General features: G+C 73.9%; 23 protein-coding genes, 1 pseudogene and 1 riboswitch. Of the genes and pseudogenes, 17 read left to right on the forward strand and 7 right to left on the reverse strand.

What is annotated here, in order from left to right; all coding sequences use genetic code 11:
* Positions 1-191: 191 nt before the first annotated feature.
* On the forward strand, positions 192-1,415 hold the full coding sequence (locus ACLIN4_RS10620; protein WP_289903550.1) for a hypothetical protein: 1,224 nt from the start codon (positions 192-194) through the stop codon (positions 1,413-1,415).
* Between the two features lie 97 nt (positions 1,416-1,512).
* Entirely contained in the window at positions 1,513-1,680 is a 168-nt protein-coding gene (locus ACLIN4_RS10625; RefSeq protein ID WP_107479115.1) for a hypothetical protein, read from the forward strand.
* A gap of 121 nt (positions 1,681-1,801) precedes the next feature.
* Here ACLIN4_RS10625 and ACLIN4_RS10630 read toward each other — a convergent pair whose 3' ends face one another.
* Both ACLIN4_RS10630 and ACLIN4_RS10635 read right to left on the reverse strand, forming a co-directional pair.
* Entirely contained in the window at positions 1,802-2,686 is an 885-nt protein-coding gene (locus ACLIN4_RS10630) for a MaoC/PaaZ C-terminal domain-containing protein (RefSeq protein ID WP_107479116.1), read from the reverse strand.
* Positions 2,687-2,773: 87 nt separating this feature from the next.
* Positions 2,774-4,231, reverse strand: a complete 1,458-nt coding sequence (locus tag ACLIN4_RS10635) for an MFS transporter (RefSeq protein ID WP_179350353.1) — start codon at positions 4,229-4,231, stop codon at positions 2,774-2,776.
* Between the two features lie 264 nt (positions 4,232-4,495).
* On the opposite strand from ACLIN4_RS10635, the gene ACLIN4_RS10640 reads away from it, so the two are divergent.
* The 5 genes from ACLIN4_RS10640 to ACLIN4_RS10660 all read left to right on the forward strand — a co-directional run bounded on the left by ACLIN4_RS10640 (position 4,496) and on the right by ACLIN4_RS10660 (position 9,469).
* Positions 4,496-6,262 (forward strand): MFS transporter, encoded by a 1,767-nt coding sequence (locus tag ACLIN4_RS10640; protein WP_269959106.1) that lies wholly within the window; start codon positions 4,496-4,498, stop codon positions 6,260-6,262.
* Positions 6,263-6,375: 113 nt separating this feature from the next.
* Entirely contained in the window at positions 6,376-7,029 is a 654-nt protein-coding gene (locus ACLIN4_RS10645) for a class I SAM-dependent methyltransferase (protein WP_179342606.1), read from the forward strand.
* A 22-nt stretch (positions 7,030-7,051) separates the two neighbouring features.
* The gene (locus ACLIN4_RS10650) at positions 7,052-8,044 is read left to right on the forward strand and encodes an N-acetylmuramoyl-L-alanine amidase (RefSeq protein ID WP_411575711.1); all 993 of its coding nucleotides are present in this window, start codon (positions 7,052-7,054) and stop codon (positions 8,042-8,044) included.
* 158 nt (positions 8,045-8,202) lie between these two features.
* Positions 8,203-9,066 carry a DUF5336 domain-containing protein gene (locus ACLIN4_RS10655; protein ID WP_100046605.1) on the forward strand — a complete coding sequence of 288 codons (864 nt, stop codon included), beginning with the start codon at positions 8,203-8,205 and terminating at the stop codon, positions 9,064-9,066.
* Positions 9,067-9,175: 109 nt separating this feature from the next.
* Positions 9,176-9,469, forward strand: a complete 294-nt coding sequence (locus ACLIN4_RS10660; protein ID WP_100046606.1) for a hypothetical protein — start codon at positions 9,176-9,178, stop codon at positions 9,467-9,469.
* 22 nt (positions 9,470-9,491) lie between these two features.
* On the opposite strand, the gene ACLIN4_RS10665 is transcribed toward ACLIN4_RS10660, so the two are convergent.
* The 3 genes from ACLIN4_RS10665 to ACLIN4_RS10675 are packed head-to-tail and all read right to left on the reverse strand — an operon-like array spanning position 9,492 to position 12,690.
* Complete coding sequence (locus ACLIN4_RS10665) at positions 9,492-10,571, reverse strand: prenyltransferase/squalene oxidase repeat-containing protein (protein WP_107479120.1); 1,080 nt, start codon at positions 10,569-10,571, stop codon at positions 9,492-9,494.
* Positions 10,568-11,302: a class I SAM-dependent methyltransferase gene (locus ACLIN4_RS10670; protein ID WP_107479121.1), complete on the reverse strand. Its 735-nt coding sequence runs from the start codon at positions 11,300-11,302 to the stop codon at positions 10,568-10,570. Before ACLIN4_RS10670 ends, ACLIN4_RS10665 begins: the two co-directional genes overlap by 4 nt.
* Positions 11,296-12,690 carry a glycosyltransferase family 4 protein gene (locus tag ACLIN4_RS10675; RefSeq protein WP_107479122.1) on the reverse strand — a complete coding sequence of 465 codons (1,395 nt, stop codon included), beginning with the start codon at positions 12,688-12,690 and terminating at the stop codon, positions 11,296-11,298. Before ACLIN4_RS10675 ends, ACLIN4_RS10670 begins: the two co-directional genes overlap by 7 nt.
* Positions 12,691-12,906: 216 nt before the next feature.
* On the opposite strand from ACLIN4_RS10675, the gene ACLIN4_RS10680 reads away from it, so the two are divergent.
* From ACLIN4_RS10680 to ACLIN4_RS10710, 7 genes are all read left to right on the forward strand, one after another.
* Positions 12,907-13,602, forward strand: a complete 696-nt coding sequence (locus tag ACLIN4_RS10680; protein ID WP_289903536.1) for a TetR family transcriptional regulator — start codon at positions 12,907-12,909, stop codon at positions 13,600-13,602.
* Between the two features lie 30 nt (positions 13,603-13,632).
* Positions 13,633-13,728, forward strand: a riboswitch (cobalamin riboswitch).
* 128 nt (positions 13,729-13,856) lie between these two features.
* The gene (locus tag ACLIN4_RS10685; RefSeq protein ID WP_290013534.1) at positions 13,857-15,104 is read left to right on the forward strand and encodes a prenyltransferase/squalene oxidase repeat-containing protein; all 1,248 of its coding nucleotides are present in this window, start codon (positions 13,857-13,859) and stop codon (positions 15,102-15,104) included.
* Positions 15,101-15,754, forward strand: coding sequence for an SCO2322 family protein (locus tag ACLIN4_RS10690; RefSeq protein ID WP_411575712.1), 654 nt, complete (start codon positions 15,101-15,103; stop codon positions 15,752-15,754). The genes ACLIN4_RS10685 and ACLIN4_RS10690 overlap by 4 nt, the downstream gene beginning before the upstream one ends.
* Positions 15,744-16,964 (forward strand): energy-coupling factor transporter transmembrane component T, encoded by a 1,221-nt coding sequence (locus ACLIN4_RS10695; protein WP_411575713.1) that lies wholly within the window; start codon positions 15,744-15,746, stop codon positions 16,962-16,964. Before ACLIN4_RS10690 ends, ACLIN4_RS10695 begins: the two co-directional genes overlap by 11 nt.
* A complete protein-coding gene (locus ACLIN4_RS10700; protein WP_289903530.1) occupies positions 16,961-18,658 on the forward strand; it encodes an ABC transporter ATP-binding protein in 1,698 nt (565 codons plus the stop codon). The genes ACLIN4_RS10695 and ACLIN4_RS10700 overlap by 4 nt, the downstream gene beginning before the upstream one ends.
* A complete protein-coding gene (locus ACLIN4_RS10705; protein WP_307652891.1) occupies positions 18,655-19,509 on the forward strand; it encodes an ECF transporter S component in 855 nt (284 codons plus the stop codon). The genes ACLIN4_RS10700 and ACLIN4_RS10705 overlap by 4 nt, the downstream gene beginning before the upstream one ends.
* A gap of 254 nt (positions 19,510-19,763) precedes the next feature.
* Positions 19,764-20,177 carry a transglycosylase SLT domain-containing protein gene (locus ACLIN4_RS10710; RefSeq protein ID WP_411575714.1) on the forward strand — a complete coding sequence of 138 codons (414 nt, stop codon included), beginning with the start codon at positions 19,764-19,766 and terminating at the stop codon, positions 20,175-20,177.
* 319 nt (positions 20,178-20,496) lie between these two features.
* Here the strand turns inward: ACLIN4_RS10710 and ACLIN4_RS10715 are convergent, their stop codons facing one another.
* On the reverse strand, positions 20,497-21,498 hold the full coding sequence (locus ACLIN4_RS10715; protein ID WP_289904038.1) for a GlxA family transcriptional regulator: 1,002 nt from the start codon (positions 21,496-21,498) through the stop codon (positions 20,497-20,499).
* A 183-nt stretch (positions 21,499-21,681) separates the two neighbouring features.
* Between ACLIN4_RS10715 and ACLIN4_RS10720 the strand changes: the two genes are divergently transcribed.
* Entirely contained in the window at positions 21,682-22,272 is a 591-nt protein-coding gene (locus tag ACLIN4_RS10720; protein WP_411575715.1) for a cysteine hydrolase family protein, read from the forward strand.
* On the opposite strand, the gene ACLIN4_RS10725 is transcribed toward ACLIN4_RS10720, so the two are convergent.
* A complete protein-coding gene (locus ACLIN4_RS10725; protein WP_411575716.1) occupies positions 22,269-22,703 on the reverse strand; it encodes an ATP-binding protein in 435 nt (144 codons plus the stop codon). The two genes, ACLIN4_RS10720 and ACLIN4_RS10725, sit on opposite strands and share 4 nt — an antisense overlap.
* On the opposite strand from ACLIN4_RS10725, the pseudogene ACLIN4_RS10730 reads away from it, so the two are divergent.
* Positions 22,696-22,893 (forward strand): annotated as a pseudogene (locus ACLIN4_RS10730) (XRE family transcriptional regulator); the annotation flags it as partial. The gene ACLIN4_RS10725 and the pseudogene ACLIN4_RS10730 sit on opposite strands and share 8 nt — an antisense overlap.
* On the forward strand, positions 22,853-23,062 hold the full coding sequence (locus ACLIN4_RS10735) for a DUF397 domain-containing protein (protein ID WP_411575717.1): 210 nt from the start codon (positions 22,853-22,855) through the stop codon (positions 23,060-23,062). The pseudogene ACLIN4_RS10730 and the gene ACLIN4_RS10735, both read left to right, overlap by 41 nt.
* Positions 23,063-23,128: the final 66 nt, after the last annotated feature.

A 23,128-nucleotide genomic window follows, 5' to 3' on the forward strand; every position in this document is an offset into this window, starting at 1 on the left:
AAGGCTACCTGCCTGTACTGCGCCGTCGTACCCGCAGCGGCTCCCCGGTCCCCGTCCGGCCGGGCACAGCACACACCCCGCACGCCCCTCAGGCGAATCGTTCCTGTGCCACACGTACGTGTGATGCGGGCTCTCGCCGGTCCCCGCCCGCGCGTACGAAAACTAGCTTCGTCGCTGGAGGTGACCGAACGATGACAGCCTGTGCTATCGAACCTTCGGCGGCGCCCGGGAACGACGGCCCGCCACCGGCGGGCTGCAGCATCACCGCCGAGGGCGCCTACGCCGCACGCCTCGCCCGTCGCGGGGACTGCTGGTACCCGGAGCGCTGGACCCTGGACGGTCCCGAGCCGTACGCGGTGCCGTTGCCCGGCAACCAGCCGGAGGAGCCCGGCACCGAGGTGCAGCCGATGGGCGACGGGCGGGTCCTGGTCCACCGCGTGGCGGCCGGACGGCACTTCTTCTCGCTGCTGTACCCGACCGGGCCGGGCACCGGCGAACTGCCGCTCGGCGCGGTCGAGTGCCCGGCGGACGCCACCGTGCTGCGGCTGCTGCCCCCGGCCCCGGGCGGGGAGCGTGCGTACGCCCTCGCCACCGGCCCCCGCTCGACGGTGCTGTGGCAGGTGGCGGGCGGCGCGTTCGGGCCCGAGCGGCTGGCCGAGATCCCCGGGCGCTGCTCGGGCGGGGTCTGGCTGGACCGCACGGGCCGGATACTGGCCGTGGACCGGGAGACGGGCGGGCGCACCAAGGCGGTCGTACTGGACCTGGAGCGGGACGGCGAGGTGTCGCCGCTGCTGCAGATCGCCGCGGACAGCGACGACCGGATACTGCTGGCCGACCCGGACAGCGGGCTGGTATTGATCCGCTCGGACGCGCCCTCGCCGGGGCAGGACCGGCTCGGCTGGGGGGTGCTGGGCAGCACGCTGCCGGTGCGCTTCCCGGAATGCCTGCGGCTGCCGGACTGCGTGGTGACGCCGTTCGCGATCCAGCCGGGTCAGGCGCTGACGCCGGAACGGTGCGCGGTGGCGTTGCGCGTGGACGGCGCGCTCGGCAGCTGGGTCGCGGTGTGGCGGCCCGACGAACGGCGGGTGCGTCACCTTCCGGCGCCCGCGGGGTGGCTGGCCGGCGCCGGGCTGTGGACCGCGGACGGGGAGCTGCGGCTGCCGTGCGCCACGCCGCAGTCGCCGTGCGGGGTGGCGCGGCTGCCCGCGCCACCGGACGCGGACGGCGCGCGGACGAGGGAGCGGGAGGCGGAGTCGTCGCCTCCTGCCGAGCCCCCCGCACCGGCGCCCGGGCCGTCACCCGCGCCCGGTGCGGAGGACCCGTCGGAGGGGGCGGAACCGGACGCCCCTGCTCCGTCCCCACCGCGCCCCGTACCGCTGCAACAGGCCCCGCTGGCACGGCTTGTAACGAAGTAGTGCCGGTTGGCGCGGCCGCCTGGATCCGGCCCTCGGGGTGCCGGTTAGACTCGCCCGGCTGTAGGAAAGATCATGTTGACGGGGTGAATTCCTTCCGATGAACGACGCCAGCACGACCCAGCCCACGCAGGCCGACGGCGCCGACGTATCCGAGACCGGGACCGGCCACGGCAGGCACCGGGGACCGGTGTCCAGCCAGGACGGTGCCCAGGTTCCGCGGGGCCGCCACCGCAAGCCGGCCGAGGAGTCCGAAGCGGCCGCCTGACGGCCGCGGGACACGTACAGCGAGCGGCTCCGGCCCGGTCCGTCACCTCCGACGGGCCGGGCCGGAGCCGTTCGCCGTCACGCACAACGCGTCAGAGCCGTTCGCCGTCACGCACACCGCGTCAGGGGGTCGGCGAGTACCGCACCACGGTGTCGGCGAGCACCACCGCGTCGCCCCGCTCGCGCACGCTCACGTCCGCCCGCACCGTCCCGCCCCCGTCCGGCGCCGCCGCCCGCCACATCCGCACCCGCAGCGTCTCCCCCGGGTACACGATCCCGGTGAACCGCGTCCGGTACTCCCGCACCCGGCTCACGTCGCCGTCCAGCAGCGTGTCCACGACCGACTTGAGGGTGGCTCCGTAGCTGCACAGCCCGTGCAGGACGGGCCGCTCGAAGCCGGCGCGCGCGGCGAACTCCGGGTCCGCGTGCAGGGGGTTCCAGTCACCGGAGAGCCGGTAGAGCAGGGCCTGGTCCTCGCGCACGGCTCGCTCGGCCACGTGGTCCGGCGCCCCGTCCGGCACCGGCCCCGGACGGCCGGACGGTCCCCGTTCACCGCCCCAGCCGCCCTCCCCGCGTACGAAGACCTCGGCCTCGTCGGTCCACAGCGGCCCGTCCGCGTCGGTGACGTCGGTGCGCAGGACGAGGACGGCCGCCGTGCCCTTGTCGTGCACGGCGACCACGCGTGAGGCCGCGCGCGCCCGGCCCCGCACGGGAACGGTCCGGTGCAGGCGCAGCCGCTGCCCGCCGTGCAGGACGCGGGCGAGGTCGACGTCGACGCCGGGCCCGGACAGGGCGCCGGTGACGCCGGGTGCGCCGCCGCCCGCGACCGTGGCGAAGCTGGGCAGCACGTGCAGCCGGGACTCGAGGGTGTAGCGCAGTTCGCCCGGGTCGGTGGCGGGCAGACCGGCGCCGATGCCGAGGTGGTAGAGCTGGACGTCCTTGTGGTCCCAGGCGATCTCCCGCACGCGCGGTGCGGCGGCGAGCGCCTCGGCTGCGTCGATGGGCATGGCTCTCCTGTCACCCCGTTCACGAGGACGATCACGGACTGCCCCGACCGTACGGGACGCCGTCGACCGTCTGACCGGCCGCCCCGCCTACGCCGCCCCCGTGTCCGTCCCCTTCTCCTCCCGCTTCCCCGCCGGCAGCCACGCCCACATCAGCACCGCCCCGGCGAGGAGCACCACCGTCGCCGTCCGGAACACCAGGGCGTATCCGTCCGTCAGCGCGGCCGGCCCCGCTTCCTCTCCCCCGGCCCGGGCCGCCGCGATCGTCGACATCACCGCGAGCCCCAGCGAACCCCCCATCGTCCGGGAGGTGTTGATCAGCCCGGAGACCAGCCCCGCGTCCCCGGCCGCCGCCCCGGAGATGGCCAGCGAGGCCAGCGGAGTCGCCGCCAGGCCCGCGCCCAGCATCATCAGCACCCCGGGGATCATGATCGCGGTGACGTACGCCCCGTCCGCGGTCATCGTCGACTGCCAGCCGAAGCCGGCCGCCGCCACCAGGGTGCCCAGCACGGCCACGTTCCGCGCCCCGATCCCCCGCATGAACCGCGGCGCGAGCTTCGACCCGAGGACCACCGCCAGCGAGCTGGGCACCAGGGCGAGACCGGCCTCCAGCGGGGAGTAGCCCAGCACGTTCTGCGCGTACAGGGTCATGAAGAACCACATCGAGAACATCGACGAGCCGGACACCAGCATCGCCACGTTCGCCGACGCCACCGACCGCAGCCGCAGCAGCCCCGGCGGCATCAGCGGCGCCGCCGTCCGCGCCTCGACGAGCAGGAACAGCCCGAGCAGCAGCAGCCCGGCGAGCAGCGGCACGAGCGTCGCCGTCGCCGCCCACCCCGCGGACTCGGTCTGCGAGATGCCGTAGGCCAGCGTGGCCAGACCGGCGGTCACCAGCAGCGCGCCCGGCAGGTCGAGGCGCCGCCGCTCACCGGCCCGGCTCTCGGTGAGCCAGAGCACGGCGCCGGCCAGCACCACCGCGCCCACCGGGACGTTGATCAGCAGCACCCAGCGCCACGACAGCCCGTCCACCAGGACGCCGCCCACCAGACCGCCCGCCGCGCCGCCGCCCGCGCCCACGGCGGTCCAGGTCGCGATCGCCCGCGCCCGCGCCGCGCCCTCCGGCACCGCCGCGGTCAGGATCGTCAGCGTCGACGGTGCCAGCACCGCCGCGCCCAGCCCCTGCACGGCCCGTGCGAGCAGCAGCTGCCAGCCCTCCTGCGCGAGCCCGCCGCCGAGCGAGGCGAGCGTGAACAGGCCGAGCCCGACCAGGAACATCCGCTTGCGTCCGTAGAGGTCGCCGGCCCGGCCGCCGAGCAGCATGAAGCCGGCGAAGGCGATGGCGTAGGCGTTGACCACCCATTGCAGGCCCTGCGCGCTCAGGCCGAGGTCGGCCCGCATCGACGGCAGGGCGACGTTGACGACGGACACGTCGAGGACGACCAGGAACTGTCCGGCGCAGGCGAGCGCGACGACCAGCCAGGTGGGAGGAGGGCTGCGGCGGGCGGATATCCGGGCGGTGGCAGAGGTGCCGGTGGCTTCGAGCATGGGTGTCATGGTCTCAACCCGAGTGCGCCCCTTGCATCGGTATTTGGTGCCCGTCCGGTCCTAGGACCGGAGTCCTGGGCGACCGGCCGGTGAACCGCGCGTAGGCGGGTTGCCAAGAGAAGGTCAAGAATTAGTTAGGGACTCGAAGCAACGGAATAGTTGCCCCGGCGCACGAGGTTCAGCTTGCACGCACCTTGACCACAGACGCAGACCCGATTCAGACGCATTCGCCGACTCCCGGCCTGGAGGCCCCACTCAATGTCCGTGTCCCCCACGACGACCGACGAACCCGCCCGGCGAGCGACCGGAGCCACCGTCCCGGTGCTCGCCTTCGCGGGCATCGTCGTCGCGGTGATGCAGACCCTGCTCGTCCCGGTCATCAAGGATCTGCCCCGACTCCTGGACACTTCGTCCAGCAACGCCACCTGGGTCCTGACCTCCACGCTCCTGTCCGGAGCCGTGGCCACGCCGATCATGGGCCGGCTCGGCGACCTGTTCGGCAAGCGCCGCATGCTGATCCTCAGCCTGTCGGTGATGGTGGTGGGCGCGCTGGTGAGCGCGTTCACCGACGCCCTGCTCCCGATGATCGTCGGCCGTACCCTCCAGGGCTTCGCGATGGGCGCGATACCCCTCGGCATCGGCTTGATGCGCGACATGCTGCCGCGCGAGCGGCTGGGCTCGGCGATGGCGCTGATGAGCTCCTCGATCGGCGTCGGCGGCGGTCTGGCGCTGCCCGCCGCCGCCCTGGTCGCGCAGCACACCGACTGGCACGCCCTGTTCTACGGCGCCGCCGGTCTCGGCGTCCTCGCCATCGCCCTGACCCTCCTCGTCGTGCCGGAGTCCCCGCTGCGCGCGAAGGGCTCCTTCGACCTGCCGGGCGCGCTCGGTCTGTCGGCCGGCCTGGTCCTCTTCCTCCTGCCGATCACCAAGGGCAGCGACTGGGGCTGGTCCTCGCCCACCACGCTCGGCCTGTTCGCCGCCGCCGCCGTGGTCCTGCTCCTGTGGGGCCTGATGGAGCTGCGCGTCGCCGCCCCGCTGGTCGACCTGCGCACCACGGCCCGCCGCGAGGTCCTGCTCACCAACCTGGCCTCGATCATGGTCGGGGTCTCCTTCTACGTCATCTCGCTCGTCCTGCCCCAGCTCCTCCAGCTGCCCTCGGAGACCGGTTACGGCCTCGGCCAGTCGATGGTCGTCGCGGGTCTGTGCGTGGCCCCGCTGGGCCTGACGATGATGTTCACCGCGCCGGTCTACGCCCGCCTGTCCGCCCGCTACGGCCCCCGCACCACCCTGATCATCGGCCTGCTGATCATCGCGGTCGGCTACGGCGGCGGCCTCGGCCTGATGAACGCCGCCTGGCAGACCGTCGTCACCTCGGTGCTGATCGGCGCCGGCATCGGCCTCGCCTACTCCTCCCTCCCCGCGCTGATCATCGGCGCGGTCCCGGCCTCGGAGACGGGCGCGGCCAACGGCCTCAACACCCTGATGCGGTCCATCGGTACGTCGGTGTCGAGCGCCGTCATCGGCATGGTGCTCGCCAACACGGCGAACGACGTGGGCGGCGTCGCCGTCCCCACCATGCACGGCTTCCGCGTCTCGTTCCTGATCGCCACCGCCGCGGTCGCCGTGGGCCTGGCCCTGGCCTTCTTCCTCCCCCGCCGCCGCCCGGAGTCCACCACGCAGCTGCGCGCGAGCAGCGAGGAGGACGCCAACCTGGCCCGCGCCGAGCAGGCGCTGGCCGGCGAGTTCCCGTCCGACGCGGCGCTGTCCGGCTTCCGCGGCCGGGTGCTGACCGCCGACGGCGTCCCCGTCGCCCGTGCCAAGGTCACGCTGATCGACCGGCACGGCCGCCAGGCAGGCGCGACGCTCTCCGCCGGTGACGGCAGCTACGCCCTCGCCGTCCCCGCCGAGGGCCCGTACGTCCTGGCCGCCCGTGCCGCGGGCCACGGCCCGCTCGCCCACTCGGCGACCCACACCGGTCACCGCCCGGTCGACCTGGACCTGTCCCTGCCGGGCGAGACGGTCTCCGCCTGACCCGCACCGCACGCACCCCACCGCACCGCCCACCCGCACCCCCTGCCGCAACACGCGGCGGGGGGTGCGGCAGCATGGGGCCGCACGCCGGACGTACCACCGAGAGGACCCGCATGCCCGCGGCAGCACCCACGCCGGAGATCATGGACGCCTTCGAGGCCGCGAAGGGGTTCATGCCCGCGCACGAGGGCCTCGCGCTGTACGCGGCGGCAGTGGAGGCCGGCGGGCTCGGGCTGCCGCTGCTGGAGGTCGGCACCTACTGCGGACGCTCCACCGTCCTGCTCGCCGACGCCGCCCGCCGGGCCGGTGTCACCGCGCTCACCGTCGACCACCACCGGGGCAGCGAGGAGCAGCAGCCGGGCTGGGAGTACCACGACCCGGAGACGGTCGACCCCGAACTGGGCGTGATGGACACCCTGCCCACCTTCCGCCGCACCCTCCACCGGGCCGGGCTGGAGGAGCACGTGGTCGCCCTGGTGGGCCGCTCGCCCCAGGTGGCGTCGGTCTGGAACTCACCCCTCGGCCTCGTGTTCATCGACGGCGGCCACACCGACGAGCACGCGGGCGCCGACTACGAGGGCTGGGCCCCGCACGTCGCCGACGGCGGCCTCCTGGTCATCCACGACGTCTTCCCGGACCCGGCCGACGAGTTCACCGGCCAGGCCCCGTACCGCGTCTACCTCAGGGCCCTCGCGTCCGGCGCGTTCACGGAGGTCTCCGTGACCGACTCGCTGCGCGTCCTGCGGCGAACGGGCACGGGGATCTGAGGGCGCGGTTAGAGTCGCTGACGTGTCGTACACAGGCCCGGACTTCGAACCACCCCAGCCCCGCCGCTCTCCGCTGCGCCGCCCGCTGACGGTGGCGATCGCCGCGCTCGTCCCCGGCGCGCTGCTCGGCTGGGGGGTGTACGCGGCGGTCGCCGGTCCGGACGACGGGGGCGGCGGCGGGGCGGACCGCGCGAGTGGTGCGCGAACGTCGGCGGCACCGTCCTCGGAGGGTCCGGCCTCCCCGAGCGCCGACCCCAAGGCGCCCACGGGCACCTCCCCTTCGCCTTCCACGAGGAAGCCGTCGCCCTCCGCCTCGAAGTCCGCGCCCGCCGGGGCGAACGGCCCCCTCGAGGGGAAGGTCGTCGTCATCGACCCCGGCCACAACCCGGGCAACTTCCGGCACGCGTCCGAGATCAACCGCAAGGTGAACGTCGGCACCCACTGGAAGGAGTGCGACACGACGGGCACCGCCACCGACGCGGGCTGGCCCGAGGCGAAGTTCACCCTGGACGTCGCCCACCGGCTGCGCACTCTCCTGGAGGAGCAGGGCGCGACCGTGAGACTGACGCAGGACGACGACCGTCCGTACGGCCCCTGCGTGGACGAACGGGCCCGGATCGGCAACGAGGCGAAGGCCGACGCCGCGGTCTCGATCCACGCCGACGGGTCGGGGGCCGGCAACCGAGGCTTCCACGTGATCCTTCCGGGCTCCGTGCACGACGGCGAGGCCGACACCCGGGCCATCGTCGCCCCCTCCGCCGAACTGGGTCAGCGCATCGCGGGCGGCTTCGTCCGCGTCACGGGCAGCGCGCCCTCCAACTACGTCGGCGGCGGCACCGGCCTGGTCACGCGCACGGACCTGGGCGGTCTCAATCTGTCAACGGTTCCCAAGGTGTTCATCGAGTGCGGCAACATGCGCGACGGCGAAGATGTGGCGCTGCTGACCAGCGGCGACTGGCGGCAGAAAGCGGCGCAAGGGATGTCTGAGGGAATCGTGAGTTTCCTGCGCGGGTAGCGATCAGCGCGCGGATCCCCGGGGACAGGCCCGACGCCTGGACGATAGTGTCATCCGTACGATGAGGGGCCACCCCCGCGCTTCACTCCGGACCCTGACGGCGACATGGTGACAGCGACGCCTCTACCGACGACGAGACGACCTACGAAGGACCTGAAGTGAATATCCGCTCCCTCACTCGAGGCGACGGCGTGGTGATCGGAGCAGCGGTGTTGCTGTTCATCGCGTCGTTCCTCGGCCTCTACTCCGTCGAAGACGCTCCCGACAGTCTCGAACTGCCCAACCTGTGGGGCAGCGGACCGGTCGTACTCAGCGTCGTCCTGGCGGGCATCATCGGCGCCGCGCTCATCGTGGTGGCCCGGGGGCTGCCGCAGCCCAGGAAGGTCGCCGGCCTCGACCTCGGCCAGTTCGGCATCGCGTTCACGATCTTCGCTGCCTGGAGCGCGCTGGGCAACGTCTTCGACCCGGCGAGCGGTGTCGACAACGTGGGCGGCGGCTCCGACGGCCCCGACCTCGGCACGGGCCTGATCCTCGCCCTCGTCGCCACCCTGATCATGGCCGTCGCGGCCGTCGCCACGCCGCTGGTCCCGGCCCTCAAGGGCTCCCTGATCCCCGCCGCCCGCCCGGCCGCGCCGCAGCCCTACGGCGGCCAGCCGCAGGGTGGTTACGGCTACCCGGGTGCGCAGCAGCAGCCGTACGGCGCCCAGCCGGGGCAGCCCGGACAGCCCGGTCAGTCCTTCGGTGGCGGCCAGCCGCAGCCGGGCCAGCCGCAGCCGCACGCCCCGCAGCAGGCCCAGGCCCCGCAGCAGGCGCAGCCGGCCGGGGACTTCTCGCCGTTCTGGTTCGCCGTGCCGGTGCCGCGTCCGCTGTTCGCGGAGGACGGCAACCCCACGCCGATCGCCGAACTCGCGCCGGGCACCTGGTACCTGGCGGTCGAGCAGCGCGGCGCCAATCTGGTCGCGCAGACGCAGGACGGCCGCCGGGGCGTGCTCCAGGACACCTCGGGCATCCAGCGCGGCTGACCGCGCCCGCCCAGCGTTTCGACGTCAACGGCCCCTCGCCCACCGGAGCTTCCGGGCGAGGGGCCGTCGCCGTTGGTTTCGGACGGACATCCGGGGTCAGACGGAAGGCATGTCCCCTCGAAGTCGCAGTGGCTCCAACTCCGCCGGAACGGCCGTCGCGGTGATCGCGGACATCATGGCCGTCATCCTCGGACTGTGGATCCTGATGTACCTGTTGGACGCGAACCGGGCCAACGACCTGGTGCGGTTCGTCCACGACGCCGCGAACTGGCTGGCCGGCTGGTCACGCGACCTGTTCACGTTCGACGAGGCCTGGGCCCGGGTGGTCGCGGGCTACGGACTGGCAGCGGTGGTCTACCTCTTCGTCGGACACGCCGTCGCCAACCGCCTGCACCGCCACTGAGCCGCGCCCGGCGACGCGTCGGTCAGACGCAGCAGTCCGGGTCCAGCCCCCTCGGCAGCCGGTCGCCGGAGAAGACCTGGCAGGTGGCCTCGTGCCCGCCCAGCGCGGCGACGGCGAGGAGCAGCGAGCCGGCCGTCCAGGTGGTGAGTTCGCGCGGCCATATGGCGTCGTCGTCGAAGACGTAGCCCGTCCAGTACAGGCCGCTGTCCGCGTCCCGCAGGTGCTGGATCGACTGGAGGATCTCCAGGGCGTGGTCGGACTCGCCGACCGCCCACAGGGCGAGGGCCAGTTCGGCCGACTCGCCGCCGGTCACCCACGGGTTGGGCACGACACAGCGCACGCCGAGGCCGGGGACCACGAAGCGGTCCCAGCTCTCCGCGATGCGGGACCTTGCCTCCGTGCCGGTCAGCGCGCCGCCCAGCACCGGGTAGTACCAGTCCATCGAGTAGCGGTCCTTGTCCAGGAACCGCTCCGGGTGGCGGCGGATCGCGTGCCTGAGCGCTCCGGTCGCCAACTCCCAGTCGGGCTGCGGCTCTTCACGCTGTTCGGCGATGGCGAGGGCGCAGCGCAGCGCGTGGTGGACGGAGGAGCTGCCGGTCAGCAGCGCCTCCGTGGCGCCGGTGCCGTCGTCGTCGCGCCGCCAGCCGATCTGTCCGCCGGGCTGCTGGAGGCGCAGCACGAACTCGACCGCCGCGTGGACGACGGGCCACATCCGGTCCAGGAAGGTGTCGTCGCCGGTGGCGAGGTAGTGGTGCCAGACGCCGACGGCGACGTAGGCGACGAAGTTGCTCTCGCGGCCCCGGTCGGTGACGTCGTCGTGGGCGCCGTCGGCGTAGGCGGCGTACCAGGAGCCGTCCGCGTTCTGGTGCCGGGCCAGCCACTCGTAGGCGCGCTCGGCGGCGTCGTGCTCACCGGCCGCGTCCAGGGCCATCGCCGCCTCGGTGTGGTCCCAGGGGTCGAGGTGGTGCCCGCGGAACCACGGGATCGCGCCGTCCTCGCGCTGTACGGCGAGGATGCCGCGGACGGTCGCGGCGGCCTCGGCCTCGGTGAGGACGCCGGGCAGGACGAGGTGTTCGGTGCGGGGCGTGCGCGAGGTCGTCACGCGGCGTCCACCGGCGGCAGGTGCGGCTTGGTGGCGTACGCCACGAAGCTCTTGCCGATCAGCGGGTTCAGCGCCTGCTCGGCGACGCGCGTCGCCAGCGGCTTCTTCATGATGTCCCAGACCAGCAGCTTGTGGTACGCCCGCACCGGCAGCGCCTTGTCGTTGTCGACGCCGAAGGCGCACTTCAGCCACCAGTACGGCGAGTGCAGCGCGTGCGCGTGGTGGGTGCCGTAGGGCTTGAGGCCGGCCTCGCGGATGCGGGCGAGGAGCTGGTCGGCCTTGTAGATGCGGATGTGCCCGCCCTCGACCTCGTGGTAGGCGTCGGACAGCGTCCAGCAGACCTTCTCGGGACCGTAGCGCGGGACGGTGATCGCGATGCGTCCGCCGGGCTTGAGGACGCGGACCATCTCGGCGAGGACGCCCTTGTCGTCGTGGATGTGCTCCATCACCTCGGAGATGATGACGACGTCGAAGGACTCGTCCGGGAAGGGCAGGGCCAGCGCGTCGCCCTCCATCGCGGTGGCGGTGGCGCCGGCCGGGGCCTCGCCGGCCTCCTCCATCGCGGCGAACCACTTGGCGACCTCGCGGATCTCGTCGGCGTTCTGGTCCAGGGCGACGACCCGGGCGCCGCGCCGGTAGCACTCGAAGGCGTGCCGGCCGGCGCCGCAGCCGAGGTCCAGGACGCGGTCGCCGGGGGCGAGCGGGAACCGGGAGAAGTCGACGGTCAGCACGTGGCCCTGCTTTCGGGGTAGACGCCGGTGTCACTGGTGGGGGTGGTGGCGGGGCCGGCCGTCGGGACGGTGGCCGAGGGGCCGATGGCTTCGCGGTAGCGGGCGGCCGTGCCCTGGGCGGCGCGGGCCCAGGTGAAGTGCCGCAGCACGCGCTCGCGTCCGGCCGCGCCGAGCCGGGCCCTCAGTTCCCGGTCGCCGAGCAGCCGGTTCAGTCCGGCGGCCAGCGCGCCCGCGTCGCCCGGCGGCACCGCGAGGCAGGTCTCCCCGTCGGGTCCGGCGACCTCCGGGACGGCCCCGCCGGTGGTGGCCAGCAGCGCCGTGCCGGTCGCCATGGCCTCGGCGGCGGGCAGCGAGAACCCTTCGTACAGGGAGGGCACGCACGCGACCTCGGCCGAACGCACCAGGTCGACGAGTTCCGCGTCGGAGATGCCCTTGACGAACTCGACGGCGCCCTCCAGGCCGTACCGCTCGATCGCCTGGGCCACGGGTCCCTCGGCGGGCCGTTTGCCGACGACGACGAGGTGGGCGGCGGGCTGCTCGGTGCGCACCTTCGCCAACGCCTCGACGAGGAAGACCAGGCCCTTGAGCGGCACGTCCGCGCTGGACGTGGTCACGATCCGGCCCGGCACCTTCGGCACCGACGGGTCGGGCGAGAAGAGGTCGGTGTCGGCGCCGATGTGGACGACGTGGATGCGGTCCCCGCGTACGCCGAGGTGGTCGACGATCTCCTGGCGCGAGGTGCCGGAGACGGTGAGCACGGAGGGCAGCCGGCGCGCCACCCGCTTCTGCATGCGGGTGAAGGCGTACCAGCGGCGCACGGAGTACCGCCGCTTCCAGCCCTCGGCGGCGTCCAGTTCGAGCTGCCGGTCGACGGTGATGGGGTGGTGGATGGTGGTGACGAGGGGGGCGCCCACGTCACCGAGCAGCCCGTAGCCGAGCGTCTGGTTGTCGTGGACGACGTCGAAGTCGCCGCGGCGGGCGCGCAGGTGGCGGCGGGCGCGCAGCGAGAAGGTCAGCGGCTCCGGGAAGCCGCCGGTCCACATGGTGCCGACCTCCAGCGCGTCGACCCAGTCCCGGTACTCGTCGCGCTTCGGGGTGCGGAAGGGGTCGGGCTGGCGGTAGAGGTCGAGGCTGGGCAGCTCGGTGAGGGAGAGCCGGTCCCCGAGGCCGTGGTCCGGGCCGTCGTCGAGCACCGGGTAGGGCTGTGCGCCGATCACCTCGACCCGGTGGCCGAGGCGGACCAGTTCGCGTGAGAGGTGGCGGACGTAGACGCCCTGGCCGCCGCAGAACGGGTTCCCCTTGTACGTGAGGAGCGCGATGCGGAGCGGTCGCAAGCCGTCGGCGGCGGGCTCCGGACGGGGACCCGTCCGACTGGCCTCAGCGGTCACCCTGGGCCCCCTTCTCACTGCGCTGTCCCGCGACACTATGCCGGGACGTTAATCTAGAACAAGTTTCAGACTTGATCGTTCAGAGGCTCCGAATCTACCGGCAGGTAGGGGCGCTGTGACGAGTGGATCAGGTGATTCACGCCACGGCGCGCCCCCGGCGCCGGAGACCGCGCCGGACACGGCGCCGGGCCTGACGGCGGGGAGAAGGTGACCGAGGTGGACAACCCGGAAGCGGCCGCGCCCGGCCCCGCGAACCGCTCCCCCGCCCCGCCCCTCACCGAGCGGCAGCGGGCGCGCCGCCGCCGGATCCTGCACGCGACCGCCCGGCTCGCCTGCCGGGGCGGCTTCGAGGCGGTGCAGATGCGCGAGGTCGCGGAGTCCTCCGAGGTCGCCCTCGGCACGCTGTACCGCTACTTCCCGTCCAAGGTCCACCTGCTGGTCGCGACCATGCAGGACCAGTTGGAGCAGTTGCACGGGACGCTGCGCAGGAGCCCGCCGGCCGGCGAGACGGCCGCGGACCGGGTGGCGCAGACCCTGATGCGGGCCTTCGGCGCCCTGCAGCGCGAACCCCGGCTGGCCGAGGCGATGGCCCGCGCCCTGACCTTCGCCGACCGCAGCGTCTCCCCCGAGGTCGACCAGGTGTCCCGCCGGACCACGGCGATCATCCTGGACGCCATGGGCGGCCTGGACCGTCCCACCGCCGAGCAGCTCTCGGCGGTCCGCGTCATCGAGCACACCTGGCACTCGACGCTGATCGCCTGGCTGTCCGGACGCGCGTCGATCGCCCAGGTGGGGGCGGACATCGAGACGGCGTGCCGGCTGCTCGACGTGACGGGGGCCGGGGAGCCCCGTGTGACGGGGGCGGAGGAGCGTGAGCGAGCGCACGGGTCCGGTCCGGTTGCCTCCGGGTAAAGTGGCGGCGTCGTCATCACACCCGTACGGGGGGAAGCCGGTGCAATTCCGGCGCTGACCCGCAACCGTGAGCCGCCCGCCGAGGCCGTCGAGGCCGCCTTCCGGGGACGGTGAGCCGGACTGCCCCGCGCGGACGTGACCGGCTCACGTGCCCGGCGCCCGCCGTGCACGGGCACCGTCGAGGCATACGGGGCCGAGCCGCCGGGGGTGCCCCGTGCTGTCCGGCCCCGCACAGGGAAAGGCACCCGCCGCTCATGAACGTCCGCCGTCGCAGCAGCGCCGCGGCTCTGGCCGCCATAGCCGTGATCGGCGTCGCCGCGCCCGCGGTCGCCGCCGATCCGTCACCGTCCACGTCGGCGTCCGCGCCGTCGAGTCCGTCCGGGCTGTACGGGTCGGCCGACCCGCAGTTCGACGGCGTGTGGCGCCAGTCCCTCGCGCTGCTCGCGCAGGACACGGCGGGCGTCGTCCCGTCGTCCCAGGCCGTGAAGTGGCTCACGGACCAGCAGTGCGACAACGGCGCCTTCGCCCCCTTCCGCGCCGACCCGGCCAAGGCCTGCGACGCCAAGACCATGGTCGACACCAACAGCACGGCCGCCGCCGTCCAGGCGCTGTGGGCCGTGGGCGGCCACGGTGACGTCGTCGAGTCCGCCCTGGCCTGGCTGAAGTCCGTGCAGAACGAGGACGGCGGCTGGGGCTACACCCCCGGCGGGCCCAGCGAGGCCAACTCCACCTCCGTCGTCATCGGCGCCCTGACCGCCACGGAGACCGACCCGGAGAAGGTCAGGAAGGCCGGCAAGTCCCCGTACGACGCGCTGCTCGCCTCCGCCCTGCCCTGCGCCGAGGACGCCGGCGCCTTCGGGTACCCGGACCAGGACGGCAAGCTGCTCGCCAACGCGGACGCCACGGCCGCCGGCGTCCTCGGCGCGCTCGGCAAGGGCCTGGTCACCGAGGCCGCCGAGAAGGCCGGCGGCGCCGGCTGCACCGACGCGGACGAGCCCACCCGCGAGCAGGCCGCCGCGAACGGTGCCGCCTACCTCGCCGACACCCTCGCGAAGGACGGCCACCTCAAGTCGGCCCTCGGCGGCTCCACCGAGCAGCCGGACTACGGCAACACCGCCGACGCGGTCGTGGCGCTCGCCGCGCAGGGCGGCGCGGACAAGGCGGCGAAGCCGCTGGCCTGGCTGGAGAAGAACGCCGCGAAGTGGGCCGAGCAGAGCGGCCCGGCCGCCTACGCCCAGCTGATCCTCGCCGCGCACGCCACGGGCACCGACCCGCGCGCCTTCGGCGGCACTGACCTGGTGGAGAAGCTGAACGCGACGGGGCCGGCTCCGCAGGGGGCGGCGGCGAAGGACACCGCCGCCACGAGCGACAAGGCCGCGGACGAGGACGAGAAGAAGGACGACTCCGGCTTCGGCGTCTGGTGGTTCGTCGGTGTCTGCCTGGTCTTCGGCATCGGCATCGGCTTCCTGCTCAGCGGCCGCAGCAAGAAGCAGCAGCCGTGACCCGCCGCGCCGTCCTCCTCTTCCTGGCCGCGTTCCTGCTGATCGGGAGCGCGGGCCAGGCGCAGGCCGCCGGTTACCGCTACTGGTCCTTCTGGGACCGCGACGGCGACAAGTGGGTCTACGCCACGCAGGGCCCGTCCCTCGCCCGCCCCTCCGACGGCGACGTCCAGGGCTTCCGCTTCGCGGTGAGCGTGAACTCCGGCGACGCGGCCCGGCCCCGCGGCACGGCGGACTTCACGTCGATCTGCGCCCAGACACCGGCCGAGGACGGCACCAAGCGCGTCGCCCTGGTCCTCGACTTCGGTACGGCCTCCGACGCCCCCTCGGGCGAGACCCCGCCGGCCCCGCGCACGGCCTGCGCCCGGGTCTCCCCCGACGCGACGACGGCCGACGCCCTGGCCGCCGCTGCGGGCTCGCTCAGGTACGACAACAGCGCCCTGCTGTGCGCGATCGCGGGGTATCCGAAGTCGGGGTGCGGGGAGCAGGTGTCGGCGGACAAGGAGCCGACGCCCGCCGAGCCGTCGGGCCGGAAGGCCGCGGAGGACGAATCCGACGGCCCATCGGTCGGCCTCTACGCGGGCGTCGCGATCGTGGCGGTCCTGGCCGGAGCGGCGACCTGGCAGGCGAGGCGGCGCAGGAATGCCCCGTAACGGGCAGCCCGCTCAGTCCGCGGGCCGCGGCGCCGCACCAGCGCCGCGGCCCGCGGGCGGTCGTACCGCCGGACCGTCGGCGGCCAGGCCCTCGGTCGGCAGGCCGTCGGGCGCCGGCCCCCGACGCCCTGTCACGACCTCCCTCCACCCCGGCGCCTGGTGGCTCTGGGCGCTCGCCCTCGGCACCGCCGCCACCCGCACCACCAACCCCCTCCTCCTCGCCCTCCTCATCGCTGTCTCCGCCTACGTCGTGGTCACCCGCCGCCCCCACGCGCCGTGGTCCCGCTCCTACGGCGCCTTCGTCAAGCTCGCCCTCGCCGTCCTCCTCATCCGCCTCCTCTTCACCACGGTCCTCGGCTCCCCCATTCCCGGCACCCACACCCTCGTCACGCTCCCCGAAGTCCCCCTCCCCGACTGGGCCCAGGGCATCCGCCTCGGCGGCCGGGTCACCGCCGAGGGCCTCACCTTCGCCCTGTACGACGCGATGAAGCTGGCCACCCTCCTCATCTGCGTCGGCGCCGCGAACGCCCTCGCCAACCCCTCCCGCCTCCTCAAGTCCCTCCCCGGCGCCCTGTACGAGATGGGCGTGGCCGTCGTCGTCGCCCTCACCTTCGCCCCGAACCTCATCGCCGACGTCCAGCGGCTGCGCGCCGCCCGCCGCCTCAGGGGCCGTCCGGACAGGGGCGTACGCGGCCTGCTCCAGGTCGGGCTCCCGGTGCTGGAGGGCGCCCTGGAGCGCTCCGTCGCCCTCGCCGCCGCGATGGACGCCCGCGGCTACGGCCGTACCGCCGACGTCCCGGCCGCCGTACGCCGCACCACCGCCGCGCTCACCCTCGCGGGCCTGCTCGGCGTCTGCGCCGGGACGTACGGGCTGCTGACCGCCGCGGGCGGCACGTACGGCGTCCCCGTCCTCGTGGCGGGGGTCGCCGCCGCCCTCGGGGGCCTGTGGCTCGGTGGCCGCCGGACCGTGCGCACCCGCTACCGCCCGGACCGCTGGGACGCCCGCGCCTGGCTGGTCACCGCGTCCGGCGCCGCCGTCGCGGCCCTGCTGTTCCTCGCCGCCGCCCGCGACCCGGCGGCGCTGCACCCGGGCGTGGTCCCGCTGGTCGCGCCGTCCCTCCCCCTGTGGCCGGCGGCGGCCGTACTGATCGGCCTGCTCCCCGCGTTCGTCACCCCCGCGCCCGAGACAGCTGTGAAGGAGCCGTCGTGATCCGCTTCGAGGACGTGTCGGTCACGTACGACGGTGCGACCGGACCCACCGTCCGGGGCGTCGACTTCGAGGTCCCGGAAGGCGAACTGGTCCTGCTCGCAGGCCCCTCGGGGGTCGGCAAGTCCACCGTCCTCGGCGCGGTCAGCGGCCTCGTCCCGCACTTCACCGGCGGCACGCTGAGCGGCCGGGTCACGGTCGCCGGCCGCGACACCCGCACCCACAAGCCGCGCGAACTCGCCGACGTCGTCGGCACGGTCGGCCAGGACCCGCTGTCCCACTTCGTGACGGACACCGTCGAGGACGAACTCGCCTACGGCATGGAGTCCCTGGGCCTGCCGCCGGACGTGATGCGCCGCCGCGTCGAGGAGACCCTGGACCTGCTGGGCCTCTCCGACCTGCGGTCCCGCCCCATCGCCACGCTCTCCGGCGGCCAGCAGCAGCGGGTCGCCATCGGCTCGGTCCTCACCCCGCACCCTCAGGTGCTGGTCCTGGACGAGCCGACCTCCGCCCTGGACCCGGCGGCGGCGGAAGAGGTCCTGGCGGTCCTCCAGCGCCTGGTCCACGACCTCGGTACGACGGTCCTGATGGCCGAGCACCGCCTGGAGCGGGTCATCCAGTACGCCGACCAGGTCGTCCTGCTCCCGGCCCCGGGAGAGCCCCCGCTGCTGGGTCCCCCGGCGGAGGTGATGGCCGTGTCCCCGGTGTACCCCCCGGTGGTGGACCTGGGCAGGCTGGCGGGCTGGTCCCCGCTGCCCCTGACGATCCGGGACGCCCGCCGCCGTGCGGCCCCGCTGCGGGACCGGCTGGCCGACCGGGAGATCCCGGACCGCACCCCACCGGCCGCACCGGCCGCCTCGCTCCCGGCACCCCCCGCGCTCCGCCCCGCCCCCTCCCGCCGGTGGCGGCGCGGAAAGCGGGTGGAAACGTCCGCCGCCTCCACGCCGTACGCCGCCGAGGTCCGTGCCCTCGCCGTCCGCCGCGACCGCGTCCAGGCGCTGCGCCACGTCGACCTGACCGTCTCCCCCGGCGAGACGGTCGCCCTGATGGGCCGCAACGGCGCCGGGAAGTCGACCCTCCTCTCCGCGCTAGTCGGCCTCGTCGAACCGTCCTCCGGTTCCGTCCGGACCGGTGACGCGGTACCGCACCGCACGGCCCCCCGCGACCTCGTACGCCGGGTCGGCCTGGTCCCGCAGGAGCCGCGCGACCTGCTGTACGCCGACACGGTCGCCGCCGAGTGCCAGGCCGCCGACCGGGACGCGGAGGCGGCCCCCGGCACCTGCCGCGCCCTGCTCACCGAACTGCTCCCGGGAGTCACCGACGACACCCACCCCCGCGACCTCTCCGAGGGCCAGCGCCTCACCCTCGCCCTCTCCGTCGTCCTGACCGCCCGCCCTCCGCTCCTCCTCCTGGACGAGCCGACGCGCGGCCTGGACTACGCGGCGAAGGCCCGGCTGGCCGGCATCCTGCGCTCGCTGGCCGCCGAGGGCCACGCGATCGTACTGGCCACGCACGACGTGGAGCTGACCGCCGAGCTGGCCCACCGCGTGGTGCTGCTCGCGGAGGGCGAGGTGATCGCCGACGGCCCGGCGGCGGACGTGGTGGTGGCCTCGCCGTCCTTCGCGCCGCAGGTGGCGAAGGTGCTGGCGCCTCGGAAGTGGCTCACGGTCGCGCAGGTACGGGAGGCGTTGGCATGAAGGTGCCGTCCTCACCGCGCGACCGCCAGGCCCGCGCGGTCCGCCTCGGCCCGCGCTCCGTCGCCGCGCTCGTGCTGGTCAGCGCGGTCGGTGTGGCGGGCTTCGGCTGGCCGTTCCTGGCCCCGCCGGACGCCTCCCTGAACGCCCACGCGCAGGACGCGCCGTGGCTGTTCGCGGGCCTGCTGGTGCTGCTGGTGGCCGTGGTGGCGGCGACGATCTCGGAGTCGGGCCTCGGCCCCAAGGCGGTGGCGATGCTGGGCGTCCTGGCGGCGGCCGGCGCGGCACTGCGCCCGATCGGCGCGGGGACGGCCGGCCTGGAGCCGATGTTCTTCCTGATGGTCCTCAGCGGCCGGGTGCTGGGCCCCGGCTTCGGCTTCGTCCTCGGCTCGGTCACGATGTTCGCGTCCGCGCTGCTCACCGGCGGGGTGGGGCCGTGGATGCCGTTCCAGATGCTGTCGATGGGCTGGTTCACGATGGGCGCGGGCCTGTTGCCCGGCCCCGACCGGCTGCGCGGCCGGGCGGAACTGCTCATGCTGGCCGCGTACGGCTTCCTGGCCGCCTTCGCCTACGGCACGGTCATGAACCTCGCGGGCTGGACCTTCATGAACACGCTCGCCTCGAACATCGCCTTCGACCCGGACGCGTCGATCCCCGACAACCTGGCCCGCTTCTTCGCGTACTGCCTGGCCACGTCCCTCGGCTGGGACGGAGGCCGCGCCGCCGTGACGGTGGTCCTGACCCTCGCCCTCGGCACCCCGCTCCTGAAGGCGCTGCGCCGGGCCACCCGCCGGGCGGCGTTCGAGGCGCCGGTCGCGTTCGAGGAGGCCGACGAGGTGAGCCGCCCCACGTGACGTGGTTCACCTGCGAAGCAGTTTCGTAGCCGCAGGCCGGGCGGCGGGCGGGTCATGGGGCCAGGCGCGGAGCACCCTCCACCCGCTCCTACGACCACGCTTAGCAAAAGGGACGATTGCGGACGACCGGCCCGCCTGTTTCTCTGAACCGGTCGCCAGGCGCCGACACCCTCCCGGGCAGCGGCGCCGACGCATGCGGGGCCCGTGCGGGCCGGCGTGCGCCGACGCCCCCGTCCCCGACGAAAGGCCCTCCGTTGACCGCCGTCTCCCTCCTCCGCACCGTCGCCACCCCGAAGAAGGCCCTCGCGGGCGCCGCCCTGGCCGCGGCCACCTGCGGGTCCCTGATCGCCGCCGCGCCCGCGCAGGCCGCGACGCCGGCCTCCTCGGCACAGGCGACCGCGAAGAAGATGATCGGCGACTCGGCCGAGTACCAGTGCTTCTCGAAGATCGTCGACCACGAGAGCGACTGGAACGTCAACGCCACCAACTCCTCCAGCGGCGCCTACGGCCTGGTCCAGGCCCTGCCGGGCTCGAAGATGGCCTCGGCCGGCTCCGACTGGAAGACCAACGCGGCCACCCAGATCGAGTGGGGCCTGGACTACATGAAAAACCGCTACGGCAGCGCCTGCGACGCCTGGAGCTTCTGGCAGTCCAACGGCTGGTACTGACCCGGCCGCCCTCCCCGCTCCCGCATACCGAAGGCGGCGGCCCCCTGATCCCCGGGGCCGCCGCCTTCGTGTGTCCGGCATCGGTGCGACGTCAGCGACGGGGGCCGGTGGGCGGAAGGCGGCCGAGCGCGTCCGGGTCCGCGTTCGGTGCGACCGGGACCTCGTGGACCGGCGCGGCCGGTATGACGCTGAGCGCCCTTCCCACCTTCTTCTGGTGGCGCGGCCCGGCCGGGGCTCCCGTCGGCTCGGTCAGTGGAGTGGGGTTGCGCGGCAGCGGAGTTCCGCCTGCCCAGACCGGCGGACCTTCCCGGTCAGGGCACTAGCCGTGGGCGCTCGTGCCGGTCCGGAAGCGGCGGCGGTACTCGGTCGGAGTGGTGTCGAGTCTGCGGCGGAAGGCCCTGACCAGGGTGTCGACGGTGCCGAAACCGCAGGCCGAGGCGACGCGTTCCAAGGTGGCGTCCGTGGATTCAAGCTGCCGGCGCGCCGCCTCGACGCGGACCGACTCGATGTAGGCGTGCGGGGTCGTGCCGAGTTCGTTCTTGAAGATCCGGGTGAGCTGCCGGTCGCTGACGTGGACGTGCGCGGCGAGGTCGGCCACGGTGAGCGGCTCGGTGAGGTTGCGCAGGACGTGGTGGCGGAGGTCCTCGACGCGGCGGGTCGTGGAGACCTGCTCCAGGGGGACGCTGAACTGGCTCTGGCCGCTCGGCCGCTTCAGGTACATCACCAGTTGCCGGGCGACGCGCAGGGCGACGTCCTCGCCGAGGTCGTCGGCGACGAGGGCGAGGGAGAGGTCGAGGCAGGAGCTGATGCCCGCGCCCGTCCACACGTCGCCCTCCCGGACGAAGATCGGGTCGGCGTCCACCTCGACCGCCGGATGCTCCTCGGCGAGCTGCCGCGCGGTCGACCAGTGGGTGGTGGCGCGCCTGCCGTCGAGCAGTCCGGCGGCGGCCAGTACGTGCGCGCCGACGCAGACGGACGTGACCCGCCGGGTCCGGCCGGCGAGTTCCCCGACCCGCTTCACCACGGCCGGGTCGGTGAGGGCGCGGACACGGCCCCGCTCGTCGACCTCGACCGCGCCGGGCACGATGAGGGTGTCGACGGCCCTCGTGGCCAGCTCGTCGAAGGTCGCGTCGGGCAGGACGCGCACCCCGGCGCCGGTGGTGACGGGGTCCAGGGTCTCGGCGGCGAGGACGACGTCGTAGCCCGCCGCCTCCGCCGCCTCGCGCCGGGCGAGGGCGAACACCTCCGGCGGTCCGGTGACGTCGAGCAGGTCGACACCCTCGAAGAGGACGACGACGATCAGTCGTTCCACGGAGTTCACGGGCTCCTCGGCGATCTCCCGCGGGCGCGTGGCCACGCAGGTCATGCGGTCTTGCGGTCTTGCGACTACCGGGCATGTCGGTATCTGCAGGTTAGACGACATTGCCGACATCCCGCGCCGGCCGTAGCGTCGTAGGCGCGGGTCGCCACCCGTCATCCCACTCCGACCACCAGGGGGTTCCCCATGCCCAGGACCACGCTGCGCCGCCTCAACGGACTCGACGACACTCCCGCCAAGCTCGCCGACTCCACCCTCGTCCTGGTCGACTACCAGAACACCTACACGACCGGCGTGATGGAACTGGACGGCTGGCAGGCCGCGCTCGACGCCGCCTCCCGCCTGCTGGCACGGGCCCGCCAGGAGGGCGCCAAGGTCATCCACGTCGTCCACGACGGCGGCGAGGGCACCCCGTACGACATCCGGGCGGAGATCGGGCAGATCCACCCGAGCGTCGCTCCCGTCGACGGCGAAGCGGTCGTCACCAAGCAGGCACCGGACTCCTTCTTCGGCACCGACCTGGGCGAGCACGTCGACGCGGTCGGCAACAACGACCTCGTCGTCGTCGGCTTCATGACGCACATGTGCGTGGCCTTCACCGCCCAGGGCGCCTTCCTTCGCGGCAACCGCCCCACGGTCGTGGCCGACGCCTGCGCCACCCGCGCGCTGCCGGTCGCGGACACCGAACTGGACGCCCGCCAGGTGCACCAGGGCGCCCTCGCCACGATCGCCGACATGTACGGCGTGGTCGTCCCGTCGCAGGAGTCCCTGGCCTAAGGCTGACCGGCGCCCCCGCACTCGAACCACACGGTCTTGCCGTCCCCGGGGCCCGGCCCCACGCCCCACTTGTCCACGACCGCCTCCAGCAGGACCAGCCCCCGGCCGCTCACCGAGTCGTCGTCCACCGCGACGGCCACCACGGGGTGCCGGGGGCTGCCGTCCGCCACCTCCACCCGGACCCCGCCCCCGTCCGCCCGCCGCAGCAACAGCAGCGTGCAGCGGCGGTCCGGTACGTGGCGCACGACGTTGGCCAGCAGTTCGGTCACGCCGAGTTCCACGGCGTCGGTCAGGTCGACGAGGTCCCACTCGCACAGGTACGAACGCACGATGCGCCGGACGTGCCGCACCGCGTGAGCGCCGGCCGTGAAGCTCATCCGGTACTGGTCCGGGCGGTGGCCCACGAGGACCGAGGGAAAATACCCGGCCATCGTCTACACGGAGGGGTACGGCACCGGCCATCCGACCGCCAACCCGGAGACCGTCAAGGAGTGTTCACTCCGTTACGATCATTCCCGGGCCGCCGCGCTTCCCTTCAGGGATTCGGCGCAGCTGATCCGCCGGTTGATGGAGGAACGCCATGGGGAACAAGGCTCTGCCGACGAGGATCCAGTGGCGTAAGTCCAGCTACAGCAGCGACCAGGGAGGCAACTGCCTCGAAGTCGCCGAACTCCCCCGCCGCACCACCGTCGCCGTCCGCGACTCCAAGACCCCGGCGGGGCCGGTCCTCACCCTGGTCCCCGCCGCGTTCGCCGCCTTCGTCGACTGGGCCTCCACCGCCGCCCACTGATCCGGCCGGGACCCGATCAACGTTTCTGTTCGAATTATCGTCTTCGCACGTGCCCCCGCCGTGCAC

Origin of the sequence: Streptomyces mutabilis (assembly GCF_046628145.1) — a bacterium.
Classification (GTDB): domain Bacteria; phylum Actinomycetota; class Actinomycetes; order Streptomycetales; family Streptomycetaceae; genus Streptomyces; species Streptomyces mutabilis.